This is a genomic window from Psychrobacter sp. Arc29, from assembly GCF_041431175.1.
GTDB lineage: Bacteria > Pseudomonadota > Gammaproteobacteria > Pseudomonadales > Moraxellaceae > Psychrobacter.
The window spans coordinates 39,506-56,050 of sequence record NZ_JASMRR010000013.1; the positions used below are offsets into that span (position 1 = coordinate 39,506).

At 44.3% G+C, this 16,545-nt stretch carries 16 protein-coding genes; 12 read left to right on the forward strand and 4 right to left on the reverse strand.

The features are described 5' to 3' along the window. Positions 1-194: 194 nt before the first annotated feature. Entirely contained in the window at positions 195-1,205 is a 1,011-nt protein-coding gene (locus tag QO189_RS13675) for a GlxA family transcriptional regulator (RefSeq protein ID WP_371533162.1), read from the forward strand. Between the two features lie 171 nt (positions 1,206-1,376). Here the strand turns inward: QO189_RS13675 and QO189_RS13680 are convergent, their stop codons facing one another. Next, on the reverse strand, positions 1,377-2,657 hold the full coding sequence (locus tag QO189_RS13680) for an LD-carboxypeptidase (RefSeq protein ID WP_371533163.1): 1,281 nt from the start codon (positions 2,655-2,657) through the stop codon (positions 1,377-1,379). A 237-nt stretch (positions 2,658-2,894) separates the two neighbouring features. Between QO189_RS13680 and QO189_RS13685 the strand changes: the two genes are divergently transcribed. Then, positions 2,895-3,374 (forward strand): YkvA family protein, encoded by a 480-nt coding sequence (locus tag QO189_RS13685; protein ID WP_371533164.1) that lies wholly within the window; start codon positions 2,895-2,897, stop codon positions 3,372-3,374. Positions 3,375-3,551: 177 nt separating this feature from the next. On the opposite strand, the gene QO189_RS13690 is transcribed toward QO189_RS13685, so the two are convergent. Continuing rightward, a complete protein-coding gene (locus QO189_RS13690; protein ID WP_371533165.1) occupies positions 3,552-3,857 on the reverse strand; it encodes a hypothetical protein in 306 nt (101 codons plus the stop codon). Positions 3,858-3,948: 91 nt separating this feature from the next. Next, the gene (locus tag QO189_RS13695; protein WP_227675837.1) at positions 3,949-4,497 is read right to left on the reverse strand and encodes a hypothetical protein; all 549 of its coding nucleotides are present in this window, start codon (positions 4,495-4,497) and stop codon (positions 3,949-3,951) included. Between the two features lie 389 nt (positions 4,498-4,886). On the opposite strand from QO189_RS13695, the gene dnaQ reads away from it, so the two are divergent. The 3 genes from dnaQ to nudC all read left to right on the forward strand — a co-directional run bounded on the left by dnaQ (position 4,887) and on the right by nudC (position 9,432). Next, on the forward strand, positions 4,887-6,527 hold the full coding sequence (gene dnaQ, locus QO189_RS13700; protein ID WP_371533166.1) for a DNA polymerase III subunit epsilon: 1,641 nt from the start codon (positions 4,887-4,889) through the stop codon (positions 6,525-6,527). 149 nt (positions 6,528-6,676) lie between these two features. After that, positions 6,677-8,359: a hypothetical protein gene (locus tag QO189_RS13705; protein ID WP_371533167.1), complete on the forward strand. Its 1,683-nt coding sequence runs from the start codon at positions 6,677-6,679 to the stop codon at positions 8,357-8,359. Between the two features lie 131 nt (positions 8,360-8,490). Next, positions 8,491-9,432 carry an NAD(+) diphosphatase gene (gene nudC / locus QO189_RS13710; RefSeq protein WP_371533168.1) on the forward strand — a complete coding sequence of 314 codons (942 nt, stop codon included), beginning with the start codon at positions 8,491-8,493 and terminating at the stop codon, positions 9,430-9,432. 66 nt (positions 9,433-9,498) lie between these two features. On the opposite strand, the gene QO189_RS13715 is transcribed toward nudC, so the two are convergent. Continuing rightward, positions 9,499-10,428 (reverse strand): DMT family transporter, encoded by a 930-nt coding sequence (locus QO189_RS13715; RefSeq protein WP_075105955.1) that lies wholly within the window; start codon positions 10,426-10,428, stop codon positions 9,499-9,501. 93 nt (positions 10,429-10,521) lie between these two features. Between QO189_RS13715 and QO189_RS13720 the strand changes: the two genes are divergently transcribed. From QO189_RS13720 to QO189_RS13750, 7 genes are all read left to right on the forward strand, one after another. Further along, positions 10,522-11,412, forward strand: a complete 891-nt coding sequence (locus tag QO189_RS13720) for a LysR family transcriptional regulator (protein WP_371533169.1) — start codon at positions 10,522-10,524, stop codon at positions 11,410-11,412. A 302-nt stretch (positions 11,413-11,714) separates the two neighbouring features. After that, entirely contained in the window at positions 11,715-12,572 is an 858-nt protein-coding gene (locus tag QO189_RS13725; protein WP_371533182.1) for an RnfABCDGE type electron transport complex subunit B, read from the forward strand. A 91-nt stretch (positions 12,573-12,663) separates the two neighbouring features. Next, positions 12,664-13,359, forward strand: coding sequence for an endonuclease III (gene nth / locus QO189_RS13730; RefSeq protein ID WP_371533170.1), 696 nt, complete (start codon positions 12,664-12,666; stop codon positions 13,357-13,359). A 159-nt stretch (positions 13,360-13,518) separates the two neighbouring features. After that, the gene (locus tag QO189_RS13735) at positions 13,519-14,121 is read left to right on the forward strand and encodes a DJ-1/PfpI family protein (RefSeq protein ID WP_371533171.1); all 603 of its coding nucleotides are present in this window, start codon (positions 13,519-13,521) and stop codon (positions 14,119-14,121) included. A gap of 154 nt (positions 14,122-14,275) precedes the next feature. Beyond that, the gene (gene metK / locus QO189_RS13740) at positions 14,276-15,442 is read left to right on the forward strand and encodes a methionine adenosyltransferase (RefSeq protein ID WP_238037137.1); all 1,167 of its coding nucleotides are present in this window, start codon (positions 14,276-14,278) and stop codon (positions 15,440-15,442) included. A gap of 75 nt (positions 15,443-15,517) precedes the next feature. Then, on the forward strand, positions 15,518-15,874 hold the full coding sequence (locus QO189_RS13745; protein WP_371533172.1) for a DUF3144 domain-containing protein: 357 nt from the start codon (positions 15,518-15,520) through the stop codon (positions 15,872-15,874). Between the two features lie 219 nt (positions 15,875-16,093). After that, positions 16,094-16,435, forward strand: a complete 342-nt coding sequence (locus tag QO189_RS13750; protein WP_371533173.1) for a hypothetical protein — start codon at positions 16,094-16,096, stop codon at positions 16,433-16,435. Positions 16,436-16,545 lie beyond the last annotated feature (110 nt).

Sequence of the window (16,545 nt, forward strand, 5' to 3'; positions counted from 1 at the left end):
CTCTTCTATTTACTGCATCATTGAGTAAGGCAAAACAAAGGTCATAAATGCTTATCAATTGATATTAAGCTAATTTAGCGCTTTGCCGTATTGTCATTTATGACATAATCATGGTCAAATGAGACAAATTTTTAAGAAAAATTCATTAAAAACACCCTGTTTTTAACAAGCGCACCTAAAGACACGAGAGCCTTATGCCTTATTTCAAACCGTTTAAAGTGATCATTCTTGGCTTCGATGGTGTACTTGGGAGCGTGCTCGCTGGTGCCTTAGATCTATTTTCATTTACAGGGGTCAGCTGGCAGCGATTTTTAGATGAGGACGTAGAGCCTAGATTTAAGGTACAGATCGCAAGCTTGGGTGGCGGCGCTATCAGATGTAGTAATCGCTTAATGGTTCATGCCCATTGCGATATCCAAGATGTCACGGAGTGCGACTTGTTACTGGTACCCACTATTGGCGATTCTATTGATAAGGTATTGAAGCAAAACAGCGAGCTACTCCCGCATCTCAAACGACTGGCGAATACCAACGCGGATATTGCCAGTAACTGTAGCGGGGCTTTTTTCTTGGCGGAGGCAGGGTTATTAGATCATAAAGTCGCCACCACCCATTGGGGCTATGCCAATAAATTTAAGACAGATTTTCCATTGGTGGACTTACAAGAGAACCAGTTTGTTACTCATTCAAGTAATGAGTCCGGCAATATATTTTGTGCAGCAGGCGGCAGTGCCTTTTATGACTTAGGATTGTTATTAATAGAGCGTTATTGCGGGCGTGAGATTTCTACGCAAGTGGCGAGAACTCAGATTATCGATAGTAAGCGTGGCAACCAAAACAGCTACACCAATGTGACTTTGCACAAGCCGCATTCCGATCAGTTGGTCAAACAAGTCCAAGAATTTATCGAACAAAACTTTCAGCAGCCAATACAAGTCAGTAGTTTGGCTGCCATGGCAAATATCACCCCACGTACCTTGAACAGACGCTTTCAATCTTGCGTGTCCATGCGCCCCATTGAGTACATTCAAGCGGTCAGAATTGAGCAAGCAAAACGCCTCTTGGAATCGGGCGATGTGACGATAAAGTCGCTGGCGGATCAAGTGGGTTATGAAGATATCTCATCATTCACACGCTTGTTCAAACGCACTACCGAGTTGACGCCTAAGGAGTACCAAGATAAGTTTTCACGGTTAGCGATTTAATGACTTAATAATATAGTGAACGTAGTATAAAAACGAGTCAGCGGGACTGGAAAAAATTTTTCTTAGCCTCTGTCTGCGAAGGCACAGCAAGCAAGAAAAATTTATTTCAGTTCAGCGTTGAAATGTAGCGTCTCTGTTCTATTTTGAATCGACTATAGTATTGTTTAGCTCTTAGGCACTCTGCCATAGCCCTTCGACATGAATCATATCGGCTTTAATCGTGGGATAATCGCTGAACGCCAACTGATAACCGCCGCTGGTGTTTGGACTGAGTTGACACATCGCGCCTAGCGGAAAGCTGTGTTTTTTACCGATATGACCGAAACGCATACCACTATAAATCGGTAACCCTGTCAGCTTGTGTAGCTGATGAATCACCGTGGCAACATCATAACGCTTGTCGTAGCTGTCCTCACCTGTACCAGACAATGCGCCAAATACAATCGCTTGTTGACCTTTAAACACACCGGCTAGATATAAGTCATACAGCATGCGCTCAATACGGTATGCCTGCTCGCCCACATCCTCTAAAAACACAATACCGCCCTTAATGCGCGGCAAATACTCACTGCCAGCCAGCGCTGAGACCACACTCAAGTTGCCACCCCAAATCGTACCGATGAGCACTTTAGGCTCGCCTGCTGTGAGTATGGTAGGCAATCGCTGACTGGTTAAAGACGCATCTTGTATGGTGTTCGTAAGGTTAGGATTGGTTAGTGCTTGGGCGAACTGCCGACAGCTGACTTTATCAGGTGCTGTTTTGCCAAACTCACTATAGAGCATCGGTGCCGCAAGCGAACTCATTGCCCCTTTTGCCAATAGCGCACACTGAATCGCGGTCACATCACTGAACCCTGCGAGTATCGTGCCGCGCTCTTTCATAATACGCCCAAGGGTTGTCCAGTCAACCATGGGTAATATACGCATTGCACCATAACCACCGCGCACACCCAGCAACAGCTTTGGCGCTGCTATCGCGCCGGTCGCGAGGTTTTGAAAATCACTGGCACGCTGCGAGTCCGTACCTGCAAAGCGCAAATACTGACGATTGGTAATATCAGGATTACTTATTTTAAACCCCGCACAAGCCATACGATCTAGTGCTAACTGATTGCGTTCATCACTACCGCCTACATTGGAGCTGGCAAACAGTCTGGTCTCAATCGTAGGCGTGGTACAGTTTGTGATTAAGGACGTTTGTGCTGAGCGCTCATCCAATAGTGGCGTCGGCAGATCGTCTTTGGTCAACTGCGAGCTATTACCTGCCTCAATGGGACTAGCAGCCAACACGTGAGAAATACTTTGAGTCGCCAATGCCGCAGCACCTGCGCCGATCCCTATTCGACGCAAAAACTGTCGACGGTTTAAGCCAATACTAAGCTCATCAACTAAGTTTAACGGTAGATTTTTATCTTTTATTGACTGCTGGATGGACGGTGTTTTTGAACCCATACGTTGTTACTACCTATACATTTTTGTTTTTATGGTTTATGCATTGTCATCTTTTTGCAGCAGCGCACATCACAAATGACGCTGTCATACTCAAGCATTGTAACGCATCTTGCCAGCAGTCAAGTTACCCAAGCCTTTACCTATATTTACTTTTTCGCTACCGAGACACACAACATGGGGCGAGTATATTTGTTACTGTAGATACAAATTCATCGCAAATAAATAAAGGCAACAATTATGTTTACCAAGAAAAATGATAAAGAAAAAACACTTGTTTCTAATTTGAAATACCTGATTGGAAAAGAAGACAAACTTAAAGAAAAGCTAGAGGACAATAGCTACCTTGAACCTTTTAGCGATGACTTGATGCTATTTATGAGTCTGATTAAAGATTATTACAAAGGGGATTATCGCAAGATTCCTTTTAGAACCCTCTCAGCAGGTGTGGTTGGCGCAATCTACACGCTAAACCCTATTGACCTTATCCCAGATTCTATTCCGTTTATCGGTTATATCGATGACGCACTTGTGCTCAAATTTTGTTTAAAACAAGCCCAAAAGGATTTGCAAAAATATAAAGTATGGAAACAAGAGCAAGCGGATGCCGAAAGTAAGCCAGTAGATGAAAAAGACACTGACAAAATCAGTAACGATAAGACCAGCACTGATGAAGAAGATGATAATGAAACCAGTACTGATCTCAAAAAGGCTTCATAACTATTTATGTTTTAGCCGATAATTATGTCTTAACTGCTAATTATCGGTTAACTGCTAACTCCTTAACAGGTAAAGAATTGCAGTCTTAAGAAAGCCACAGCCATTCACATTGGTTGTGGCTTTTTTGTTGCTTTAATCAATCTGACGCTGAACGATTAAACCTCCAAACATCAGATTTTAATTAGGCACATCATAGTTTGCTTTTTCTGGATTGAGCCCAAACGAATACACAAAGGTTGCCACAAGGCTGTTGACAATAATAAATGGTAAATCGATCGCAGCATGATCAAGCGCATAACGACCAATCAACCACGAAACAATCAGCATAACGATAAAAAACCCACCCAAGTACGCCAAAATAGCAGGATGCTTGAGATTGTAAGGCTGGTCAGTCTTCGGCTGCTTTTCTAATACATACGTTCTTATCGCCCAACCCGCTGCATAAGAAAACCCACCTAACACGACATAACTAAAAAAATTCATATAGCTTGACTCTACTGATTTAACGGCTTGTAGCAAGATGGTTTTGGATAAATCCTATTGATCATCAATGATATCTATGAGCAATACTTATCTAATTGCTCTCATTCACATTATCGATAATGATGTTGGCGTGTGGATTGGCCAATATATCGGTATTGACGTCGTCACACTCTACTCGATAGATGGTGTTAGCACCTCGGTAGATATAAGACAGATACTCACTGTCTAATAGTGGGTCAATATTGGCATAGGCAGGCTTGACATGCGCCAATACTAGCACTCGATCAGGACGTCCAATGACCGCATCGACATTGTCTGGATCAATAGAGAAAAATTGCGGTATATCACTATTTTTAATCACTTCTAACGCTTCAGGCTCATCCCAGACGCGCTTAGCACTTGCAGGCTCTTTCATCTGCATCACCCAAGCGCCTTCTTGTTGGCTAACCTTTATTTGCGCAGGCTCATCTTGACTCACCGTATAACAACCGGCAAAGACAGATAAATCTGCTGCAACTTCAGTATCTGCTTGAGTGCTGCTGTTATCACTACAGCCACTCAAAAGAAGCGCTGTGCTGGCCGTAGCACTGAGCATCAGATACGTCAGTCGCTTATAAAAAACATTTGAGCATAAAGACATAATAAAGCTATCCTGCGGTCATGTATGGGAGACTTGCATTGAGCGCGTTATCATAAAAAAAACTATCAAATAGCTATCTGCAAATGTTTTCTGTGGATACTATTGTGACAAATGTGACAAAAACAGCGCGCTGGTATTGGCTTCTTTAAAAGCATTTTCGCGAAAAAACAGACGTTTTTTAGCGAACCAAGCTATTTTAACAGAAAACAATCAGGTTACTATTGTGTTATGCATTGCCATCGCTGGTTTTGCGATTTTGTGCGTCACGACCACCCATATTTACGATAGATTTGTTATACTCACAGCGGCACTAGCATCGCTCAATTAGCACGAGCGCGATGTTCTAATACTACTTTTATGCTTACTATTTATTAGGTTTATACATTTCTATGTCAGACAACCGTAACGCCATGCCACACTCTCATACAAGCAACGCAACTGATCCGTTAGCCGCCAAGAAAAACACAACGGTAGCGTATACTGACGGTGCCTGCAAAGGCAATCCCGGCGCTGGCGGTTGGGGCGCGCACCTTATATTTAGCGATGGTAGCACGCAGGATTTATATGGCGGTGATACGGAAACCACCAATAATCGCATGGAGCTCATGGGTGCGATACAGGCCCTAACACATAGCTCACATGAGCAAAAACTTGAGATTTGGACAGACTCCAGCTACGTCCAAAAAGGCATCACCGAATGGATTGAAGGCTGGAAGAAAAAAGGCTGGAAAACAGCCAGTAAAAAGCCCGTCGCCAATCAAGACCTTTGGCAACAATTGGATAACCTATGTCAACAGCGTGATGTTGATTGGCATTGGGTCAAAGGACATGCTGGACATGCCGGTAATGAAAAAGCAGATGAACTGGCAAACTTAGGGGTTACGTCAAACAGTGGTCACTCCTCTATGATAAAAGAATCTGTAACACAAAAACCTGTGATAAACGAATCAGACGCACCTAAAAAAAAAGACCGCATAGCGACTGATAAAAAACCTGTCACCAATGATGATTGGCTAAAGTTCGACCCATTGGGTCTAGATATGGTAGATGACGAGTTTGACGAAGATGTGTCAGAAAATGAGTTACTAATCAATGACAGTCACCATAGCCATGAAGAACGTATGATGAATGATGTCATGGTAGAGACTGCCCACTATCAAGACAACGCACCCAAAACGATGAGTAACAAAGCCATGCTAGAAGCCCAAACACCCATGAATGACACCGTCATAATTAGTGATATGCCACCTATAGATAATGATGCACCCAAGTTTGATGGGGATACTAGCCGTGCCAATCCTCATTTCAAACCGCTATTGCCAAAGCCGATACATCGCCATGAAGCAAATCGTCAGCTCATCATGGATACAGAGACCACAGGACTTGACGCACTAAAGGGCGACCGTGTCATCGAGGTCGGTATTGTTGAGATGGTTGGGCGTAAATTTACTGGTGAAAAACTACACGTTTATATCAATCCGCAGCGCGGCATGGATGATGAAGTCATTCGTATTCATGGTATCTCTGAGGCATTTTTGGCCGACAAGCCTACCTTTGATCAAGTTGCCCAGTCATTATATGACTTTATGGATGGTGCTGAAATTATCGCTCACAACGCCACCTTTGATATGAACTTTTTAAACATGGAGTTTGCTAAGGTTGGTCTAAATGACTTTGCTGAGCGCGTACAAGTGACCGATTCGCTGGTCATGGCAAAGCAGCAGTACCCCGGACAAAAGAACACGTTGGACGCCCTCGTACGTCGTCTAGACGTTGGTAAGCAAGACCGTACTTTTCACGGGGCTTTACTTGACTCAGAGATTTTAGCCGAAGTTTATTTGGCGATGACTGGTGGACAAGTGACGCTCGCCATTGAAGAGGACACGAAATCAGATGGTGGGCAGACTGCCCATGCCAGTTTTGCTAATTTGGCCAATTTATTGCTAGCATCGACGTCAGATGAGACCACCAATCAAAGCTGGTACGCTTCTCTTGCAGAAAACTATCCTGAGCTAAAAGTTAATATGTAGCTGCTATATCGAGCCTGCATTACACTGACATTTGTACAATATAATCTTGATTATTGTCATATAAAGCGTTAAAACATCACTAACACCAATTTTTTAATATCCTACTTACACCATTGCTATTCTCATCAGTACATTATGGAAAAATACTTATGGACCAGTCTGCGCAAATGAAGTTAACCGCCCCAACGCTTAGTGTTACTGATTTTAACCTGCCATCACTTCATTTATTACATGATGAGGTTATCGCAACGCTCAAAGATACTGAGATTCATCTGAGCGAGTTCAATGATGATAGTAGCCAAGCGCCTTTGTTGGCAGATTCTATTGACGTACTAAAGCAGCTGTCTTGTATTTTTAAACTGATTTCTCTTGTCGGTGCGGAAGTGTTAAACAATGCAATCGTCGATGGTTTGCAGCGCCTTTATGATAGTGGCGATAATGATGATACCGCGCTGATCATGGATTTATCAGAAGCCATCATGACTCTAGATCGCTATGTCGAGTTTGTCTTATTGACTGAATCGGTAGAGCCTACTTTGTTATTGCCAGTGGTTAACAAGCTCAATGCTCATGTGCAAAAAGCACCCATAACCGTAGAGTCTTTTTCTGCTTTTGGCAGCAGTAGCGTCATCATTGCCAACCCTGAAAAAAACTTCGAACCCCTAAGCACACTTAACCTAGACACAGAGCTGCTAACTTACGCCTATCGTAGTGGTCTTGGCGTTGTCCTACTCAATCAAGACGGCAACATCAACTCAAACGATCAGCAAAAACTCGATGCCATGAGTGCTGCCTGTGCGTTGATCGCAGCAAATACCAACAGTCTGTTTTGGCAGGCAGCGACTACTGCCGTGACCAATATCGCAGCGGTCTTGCCATTGAACTTGAGCCAAAAACACACGCTGATTTACTTAGAACAGCAATTTCAAAGCTACTTACCAGTGATGGACACACGTTTTGCAGACTTGGTCAATTTTGCCTGTCAGCGTGATACGGTTGAGGCGCAGCAGCTTCGTGAGCAGTATGCAAGCAACCATCTAGAAGGTGCTCAGCTTGAGGAAATGAAGCGTTTCTTGTTTGGTCCCAATCGCGCGCTGACCGATACGCTGAACGACATCATTCAATCTCAAATTAACACCATCAAAGAAAATGTGGATAGCTACGCCCGCGGCGACTCCATCAACCCTGTTGATATGCAAACTGCCCAGATCGTTGAAGAGTTGACTGAACTGAGCTCAGCCTTACGCTTGCTAGGACTGTCCAATGCAGCTAATAGTCTTAGCACAGCAGCAAGTGCGGTCAACCGTTGGCAGGCACCTTCGCCAGATGATTTTGATCACTTGCTACTGGCATTGATGCATGCAGAGAACGCTACGATTGCCATGGCGGAAATGCATACTCCTGGGGCGATTTATTTACCATTGAATAACCAACATATCTCATTGCATCAGCTCAATACGGCAAACGATACCTTAATACAAGAAAGCCGTACCGCCATTGCCAGTGCCGAACAAGCCATCAATGACTATTTGGCAGAGCCTGAGCGTGACATGCTTAATATCCAGAATATACCGGGAATGATGCGCCAAGTAGCAGGTGCATTGCGCTTTTTACAATTACCAACACCCGCCAGCATGCTTGGTCAATTAGCCATTTATATCGAAAAACGCATAGAGAGTGGTCGACGTATCGAAGACGATACACTGGCTTATATTGCTGATGTTATTATGGCGGTCGATCATCATCTGGATGGTTTTGAGAACAATCGTCCTGTCAGCAAACAAGCGCTTGACGTTGGCCAGCAAAGCTTAAGTCATCTACTTGCGGCTTAGTACTGCTTGCACAGGTTTTATCGTCACCATTTTGTCATTTTGCGGCGATAAAACTTGATCGGAATACTTTACGTTAAATAAGTCTGTATCTAAATCGATACGGACTTGCTTCGAACTGTTTGGAATCTTTTATGGCCCATGCTTTTATATTGAGTGATGACACCGTTTTATGCCGTCAAATGCCAGATGGTTGGTGGCCATTACAAATCCAACTACCACAGAGTATTACTGAGTCAGACGAGCAAGCTTATCGGCTCGGTCACGTGACGCTACATGAGAGTCTATCGCCAAATCATTGGCAATCTGATGATAATAATATTAGTAGCCTTTCATCTGATTTGATCAGTCATAACACTGACCAAACTTTCACTGCGCCGTCCACCACTGCCATGACTTATAATTACGCACTCGCTCATAACGTGACGCTGCCTATCATCGCCGAAAGCAGTACTGATACGTTTGTCCCTTATCGACAGCTGATGCCCTATCTGCCTGTCGCCCTATCAGATCAGATTAGCCAAGCGATACAGTTACTAAGGTGGCAGGCAGATACGCAGTTCTGTAGTCGCTGTGCCAATCCTACCGTCCATGCTGACCAAGGCGAGCGCGCCATGGTTTGTCCAGTATGCCAGCTGCGCCAGTATCCTCGCGTGCAGCCATGTGTGATTACGGCGATTACCCGCCCAAACCCAGTGTCAGGTGAGATGCAAATCTTACTCGCGCACCACCATCGACATGGACAGCAAAAACTGCCGCCCATGTATGGTTTGATCGCAGGGTTTGTTGAGGTCGGTGAAAACCTAGAGCATGCAGTGGTACGTGAAGTGGCAGAAGAGGTCAATATCAGCGTGGCAGATATTCGCTATGTAAGTAGTCAGCCTTGGCCATTTCCCTCTAACTTGATGCTTGGGTTCCGTGCCTCTTATGCCAGCGGCGATATTATTATTCAAGAAGACGAGCTGGCGCATGCTGACTTTTTTGATCTCTCTAACCTGCCCAAGATTCCGCCAAAGGGCAGTATCGCTCGAGAATTGATCGATCAGATTGCCAAAGAGCAAGGGATCTTGTTGTAAAATGAAATGGTACTGACACTGGCAACTCGTTTTAGCTGCTAATGTCAGTGCCTACTGCGTCTCATTTTAGACATTATGAACGGTCAGACGCTGATGTTGCCATTTTACCAGTCTAGGTATCAACAGCCCAGCAATCACAATCGCCATACCTAATAATTGTAAAGCGGTCACTTGCTGACCGTAAGCAAAGGCAGTGAGCGCAGCAAAAACGGGCACAAAATTAAAGAATAATGATGCATTGGCAGCACCCAATTGTTTGACGCCAGAGATCCACAGTAGATAACCGCCGACCGTGCCGAAGACGCCAATAAATATTAAGTCGCCAAAAACACTGCGACTGATGGCTAAGCTTTCTTGCAGTGGATGTACCTCTGCACTAAATAACACCATAAGCGAGATCACCCCAAGACCGGACAGCATACCGACCAAGGTATAAGGAATCATCGGCATCCAGCGGCTGATTCCTTGGGTCAGATAGGTATAGAGACTCCAGCACAGCATACCTAAAAAGATCATTTGATCGCCGTGGTTAAATTCAAATCCTAGCAGTTTGGCAAATGCGCCATCGGTCAGTACCAGCAGTACGCCAGAGAGACAAACCACCAAACTAAACAGCGCGCCTTTGGTAGGAAACTGGCGCTGCGCTATAGAGCCAATCAAAGAAGTCACCAGCGGGCTAAGCGCCATAATCAACGCACCGTTGTTAGCATTGGTCTGTTCAAGCCCAGTAAACAAACCCAAATTTAAGCCACCGACACCAATGATGGATACACCAATCGCCCACGCCCATTGTTTGGGTGTGAGATTAGGGATTGGCATGTGCTTATATTTTGTATAAAGATACAGACACACCGAGGCAATGCTAAAGCGCCACATGACTAAGGTTAAAGCGTTAACTTCACTCAAGGCATGCTTGCCAACAGGAAAGGATGCGCCCCAGAGAAACGTACACAGTAATAAATATAGGACGGCGGTGGTGTTCGCTGAACGGCTCATATTACATCCAAAAAACTTGCGAAAAGATAACCACTAGTGTATATATTTTAAATACGGTATAAACAAGCAATAACGAGAGCATAGATTCCGAATATGAAATTTAACTACTCCCTCGATGACATGCGCAGTTTTTGCGCGGTTGTCCGCTACGGCAGCTTTCGCCAAGCCTCTATAATGCTTGACATGCCCCTATCGACATTGAGCCGCCGCGTTGCCAAACTGGAAGCAGATCTGGCACTTAGGTTGCTCAATCGCGACGCGCACCGTGTGCAATTGACCCATGCAGGACAACAGTATTATAAAAGCAGCGCCCATCTGTTTGATGAATTAGAAAACGTCGCTAGTTGCTTACTACAAGATAAAAATGAGGCCAAAGGTACAATCAGAATCAGCGCCCCTGTCAATTTTGGTAGTGATATTTTAGCGCCGCATTTTAATGCTTTTTTAAAGCAATATCCAGATATCCATTTAGATTTACGTCTGTCCAACCAAACCATTGATATTGACGCGCAAGCTATTGATATCGCTTTTCGTATTGGTGAACACAGTGCCGATCACTGGATTGGGCGACAGCTGACCAATATTCGCTTTATGATTTGTGCAGCCAGTGATATCGATGTATCCGATATCCAAACGCCCAATGATTTGGCAGGCTACCCTACGGTATTATGCACCCCTATGTCTACTTGGCATCTACAGCATCATACAACGGGCGAAGTACAAACGCATCAGCCAACAAACAATATACGTCTAAAAGTTGATAATATTAGTTTACTAACGGGGGCTATTGCGGATGGTATTGGTCTGGGTTTCATCCCCGATTATGATGCACAGCCTTTGATTACATCAGGTGGTTTGCAACAAGTATTGCCTGACTGGAACAACCAACCCAGAGGCTGCCAGATGCTCTATCGTGACCGTGATAACATGCCGCATCGCATGCATCTATTGATTGATTTTATCCTCAAGCGTTTTGGCAAGTAGACATTCCGCAAACGCTCACCGTTTTTAGAACAAATGCATCACGATATCATTGCTCTTATACTTATACTTTAACGTTTCGACTAGGTTTTTGACCCTGATGTTTTACGGCTTTAAATGTGTTAATCTTCGCAGCGCAACAGCGATCAACACGGCTGGGTCATTGACTATTTGACATAGAACGTCAGTATAAAGACCCACAATTTGCCTATAAAATATGCAATCAATAGTCACTTATCTACCTAGCCACTGACAGATATAAGTGGCAATCGCTAATGATGACCGATACTAAGGCCAGTAATACCATGTTCCAAACCGACACTCATCCTCAAAGTACTGAACAGACACGCTTGGCGAACTTACCGATCTTGTTTAAGCCACTGCACATTGACACTCTACCAAATGATGTACAAGAAAAAATTGCACGCGTTGATGCTTGTCTGCCGCAAACGCAATGCGGACTTTGTGAGCATCCAGATGGTTGCCTGCCATATGCAGCTGCTATCGTATTAGAGGGTGAGCCGTACAATAAATGTGTGCCTGGCGGTCAACCCGTGACTGATGCGATTGCTCAGACAATTGGAATAGATACTCATCTGACAGCCGCGCCATCACAATGGCCGATAGACATGACATCAGGACGTCCAACAGAGGTTCGTGCTGTGATTCGTGAAGACGACTGTATCGGCTGCACCAAATGTATTCCAGCGTGCCCAGTGGATGCTATCGTCGGTACTGGCAAGCATATGCACACGATTTTTACCGATTTGTGCACAGGCTGTGAGCTATGTATCGCACCCTGCCCTGTTGATTGTATCGACTTGGTTGTTGTTGAGCGCGAGCTTTCTCCCCTTGAGAGAGTAGCTGAACAAGAAGATTTAAGACAGCGCTACCACACGCATCTCAAACGCGTGACAGAACAATTGGCTGATACCAGCAATAGCAAACCTGTGGTCAGCATGGTAGAGGCCAAGCTCAACAATGCAGCGAGCCAATCGCTAAATATCAGCGAAGCACAAGCAAAGAATACCATTGCAGCGGCTAAGCTACGTACCAAAATCAAAAAACTAGAAAAGCAGCTCAGCGTGCGCGCCAATGATAAAAAACAAATGGAGCTTGAAGCCTTGCAAGCAGAGCTCGAATCATTACAAGTAACGCTTTGATTACGTGATTGATACTTTAATAACTCATATAAATGCCATCGCTAGCATATAATTTTGCAACACCACTCACTAAAATAATAGTTAAAACACCATGAGTAAAACGGTCAAACATAAAACAGCGGATACACCGCCCTCTAGAAGAATGCCCAATCGCGATGTACGTCCATTTTTTGAAAAGTTGGCAGCGACGATTGACGAGCCAGTCACCGAGCTAAATTATGGCAGTAATTTCGAGCTGCTTATCGCGGTTATCTTATCTGCACAAGCGACTGATGTGAGCGTCAATATTGCCACCCAGCAGTTGTACCCCGTGGCGAACACGCCTGAAACCATACTGGCACTGGGTGAAGACGGCCTAAAGACGTATATCAAAAATATTGGCTTATATAATGCAAAAGCCAAAAATGTCATCAAGACTTGCCGCGATTTGATTGAAAAGTTTGATAGCACTGTCCCTGACAACCGCAAAGATCTAGAATCATTAGCTGGTGTCGGGCGCAAAACCGCCAACGTGGTATTAAATACTGCCTTTGGTCAGCCAACCATGGCGGTCGACACGCATATTTTCCGCGTGGGCAATCGTACTGGACTCGCCACTGGCAAAAATGTACTTATCGTCGAAAACAAACTGGTCGAGCGTATACCCGATGAATTTATCGTTGATGCGCATCATTATCTTATTTTGCACGGGCGCTATACCTGCCAAGCACGCACACCAAAATGCGGCGAATGCCCTGTTTATGAAGAGTGCATGTTTAAAGACAAGGCGACGTTTTTAGAATTATAATAAGCACAGGCGATTTGCTGTTTGAGTATTGACTGCTTGGCATTTGAGCAATGTGTGTTTTGGTTTTATGGACAGATAGAGCGTTGATGCTGTAATGACAAGGCGACCTTAACGTGATGGCTTGTCTTTATAAAAAATACTTTCAAATAAGGATGCCACATGCATACGATTACTGCGCTAGTGTTTGACGATTTTGAAACCTTAGATTTATTCGGACCGGTTGAGATGTTTGGGAGCTTGCCTGAGCATTATCGCATTCAGTTTGCCTCGATGGCTGGTGGTGTTATTCACAGCAAGCATGGCGTGGCGATGCAAACGACTGCAACCGCAGCGTTAGCGTATGAAACGGATATTGTCTTAGTACCAGGTGGATTTGGTACGCGCCAGCTAGTCTATGACCTCTCTTTTTTGCAAACGCTCACAATCCTCGCTGATCAGGCTGATTGGGTACTGAGCGTCTGTACTGGTAGCGCTTTGTTGGCAAAAAGTGGTGTATTAGATGGCAAGCAGGCCACTTCTAATAAACTGGCATGGCAATGGGTGGTTTCTCAGTCGAATCAAGTTGATTGGGTCAAGCAAGCACGCTGGGTGGTCGATGGTAAGTTTTATACCTCATCAGGGGTTAGTGCAGGCATGGATATGGCACTTGGTTTTATCGCTGATAGACATGGCGTCGATACAGCCCATCAAGTTGCACAACACACTGAATTCCGTTGGCAAAAAATAGTCATATTGATGACTTCTACCGTCCTTAATCCATAACCAGTTACCTCATAACACCATCCATTGCTAGAGTTTTACCTCGATACACGGTAAAATATGCTAATTTTTTGATTCGTTTTCGTCTTTTATTTTTTATACATTTAATAATGACTGAGTTTGTCGACTACAGTCCCTGCAATTAAGCGACCCCATTATGCGTGAATACAACTTATTTACCTCAGAATCTGTGAGCGAAGGCCATCCTGATAAAATGGCTGATCAAATATCAGACGCTATCCTTGATGCTATCTTACGTGAAGATTTGCATGCACGTGTGGCCTGCGAAACCTTGGTGAAAACAGGCGCGGTCATACTTGCAGGTGAGATTACCACTACCGCCAATATCGATTTAGAGCGTCTGGTACGTGATACGGTCAATGGTATTGGTTATCACCACTCAGATTTGGGTTTTGATGGCGAGACTTGTGCCGTCATCAATATGCTGGGTAAGCAGTCTCCTGAAATTGCTCAAGGTGTCGATCGTCATGACCCTGAAGAGCAAGGTGCAGGCGATCAAGGTCTAATGTTTGGTTATGCCAGTAATGAAACGGACGTATTGATGCCAGCCCCTATTGAATATGCCCATCGTTTGATGGAGCGTCAGTCTGAGCTGCGCCGTGCAGGCGAGCTGCCTTGGCTCCGTCCAGATGCCAAAGCGCAAGTAACTCTAAAATATGAAGGTAATACACCATCTGCAATTGATGCCGTTGTCCTATCGACGCAGCATGATCCGAGCATCTCGCAGTCAGATCTGCAAGAAGCGATCATGGAGTCTATCATCAAGCAAGTGCTACCGGCTGACCTATTACATGCAGGTACACGCTATCATATTAACCCAACAGGTAAGTTTGTCATTGGTGGTCCTGTGGGTGATGCGGGCTTGACAGGTCGCAAAATTATTGTTGATACTTACGGCGGTATGGCGCGTCATGGCGGCGGCGCTTTCAGTGGTAAAGATCCTTCAAAAGTAGATCGCAGTGCAGCTTATGCAGTACGTTATGTGGCCAAAAACATCGTCGCAGCAGGTCTTGCTGATCGCTGTGAAGTACAAGTGAGCTACGCGATTGGGGTTGCTGAGCCAACGTCTATCTCTGTCAACACCTTTGGTACGAGCAAAATCAGTAACGATGAGATCATTCGCCTGATTCGTACTCACTTTGATTTGCGTCCTTATGGCATCACTCGTATGCTGAACCTGTTACAACCAATGTATCAGCAGACGGCTACCTTTGGACATTTTGGTCGTCAAGGTTCAGAAACTGCCTTTACGTGGGAAAAAACAGACAAAGCTGATATCTTAAAAGCAGACGCTGGTTTATAAGAGTCATTACGTTGAATCACTTACAAACCGTCTTTATATACTAAAATTATCGACACTTATTATTAGGAGCAGCTTATGTCTCAAGACAATATTCAAGAAAACAATGTGGATGCAAGCATTGAGATCACCCCTGAAATGCAAGCCTTTTACCAACGCGCTGATGCCATTATCGGTGTCGCCAATAGTCAGCTAGGCCCTGATGCCCATTCAGGACAAGTAGGTGCTTCTTTGCTGTATGCTGCCGCACGCTATAGTGCCTCCGTTGCCTCAATTGGCTTCGTGAAAGGCGATGATTTTGCCAAAGAAAAAGACGATATCGTCGAGTTTTATGTCAAACAGTATCGCCAGATGCTAAGCGACAACTTGACAGATTATGCACAGAACTTTGATAAATACGTGCAGCTAAACCAAGATGACAAATCAGCTGAATAAGTAAATCTTGTCCGTTTAGATACTCTTTTATTGAGAGAGTAGCAAATAAAGTACACAAAAAACCCAAGCTAAATTAAGCTTGGGTTTTTTGTGCAAAGTGATTGAGTAGACAGCTATCGATTAGATATTATAATGTCTTAAGCACTTTATTGATCTCACAATAATACTCACGAGCGATAGCAGGACGCTATCGAACGCCATTAATAAGGAAATGTAATCATGCAAAACAGCCTATCCAAACGACTATCAGTACTAAAACCATCATCACTTATATTGTCATTGGTACTTGCATTGACAGCTTGTAGCTCTACACTTAATACAACTACGCCCACTACTGTGCCTGCTCAATCAAGCACGAACAATAATAGCCAAATGCTTGAAAACGCGCTGACCCAATGTCCAACCTCTCACTCTGAGAGCACCATGTGTACCATGCAATATGACCCTGTCTGTGTGAAAACGAAAGTTGGCTCAGTGATAAGCTACCGTACCGTTGGTAACGCCTGCTCAGCCTGCAATATACCTGAGGCCATCGGTTATACAAAAGGCGAATGCAGTTAATTCATAAGAATATTTCGTTCCAAAAAAGATATTTGAATAGCCACAAAAAAGCCCCAATTTAACAATAAATTGGGGCTTTTATTAACGATTAGAACAACGGTTAAAATAAC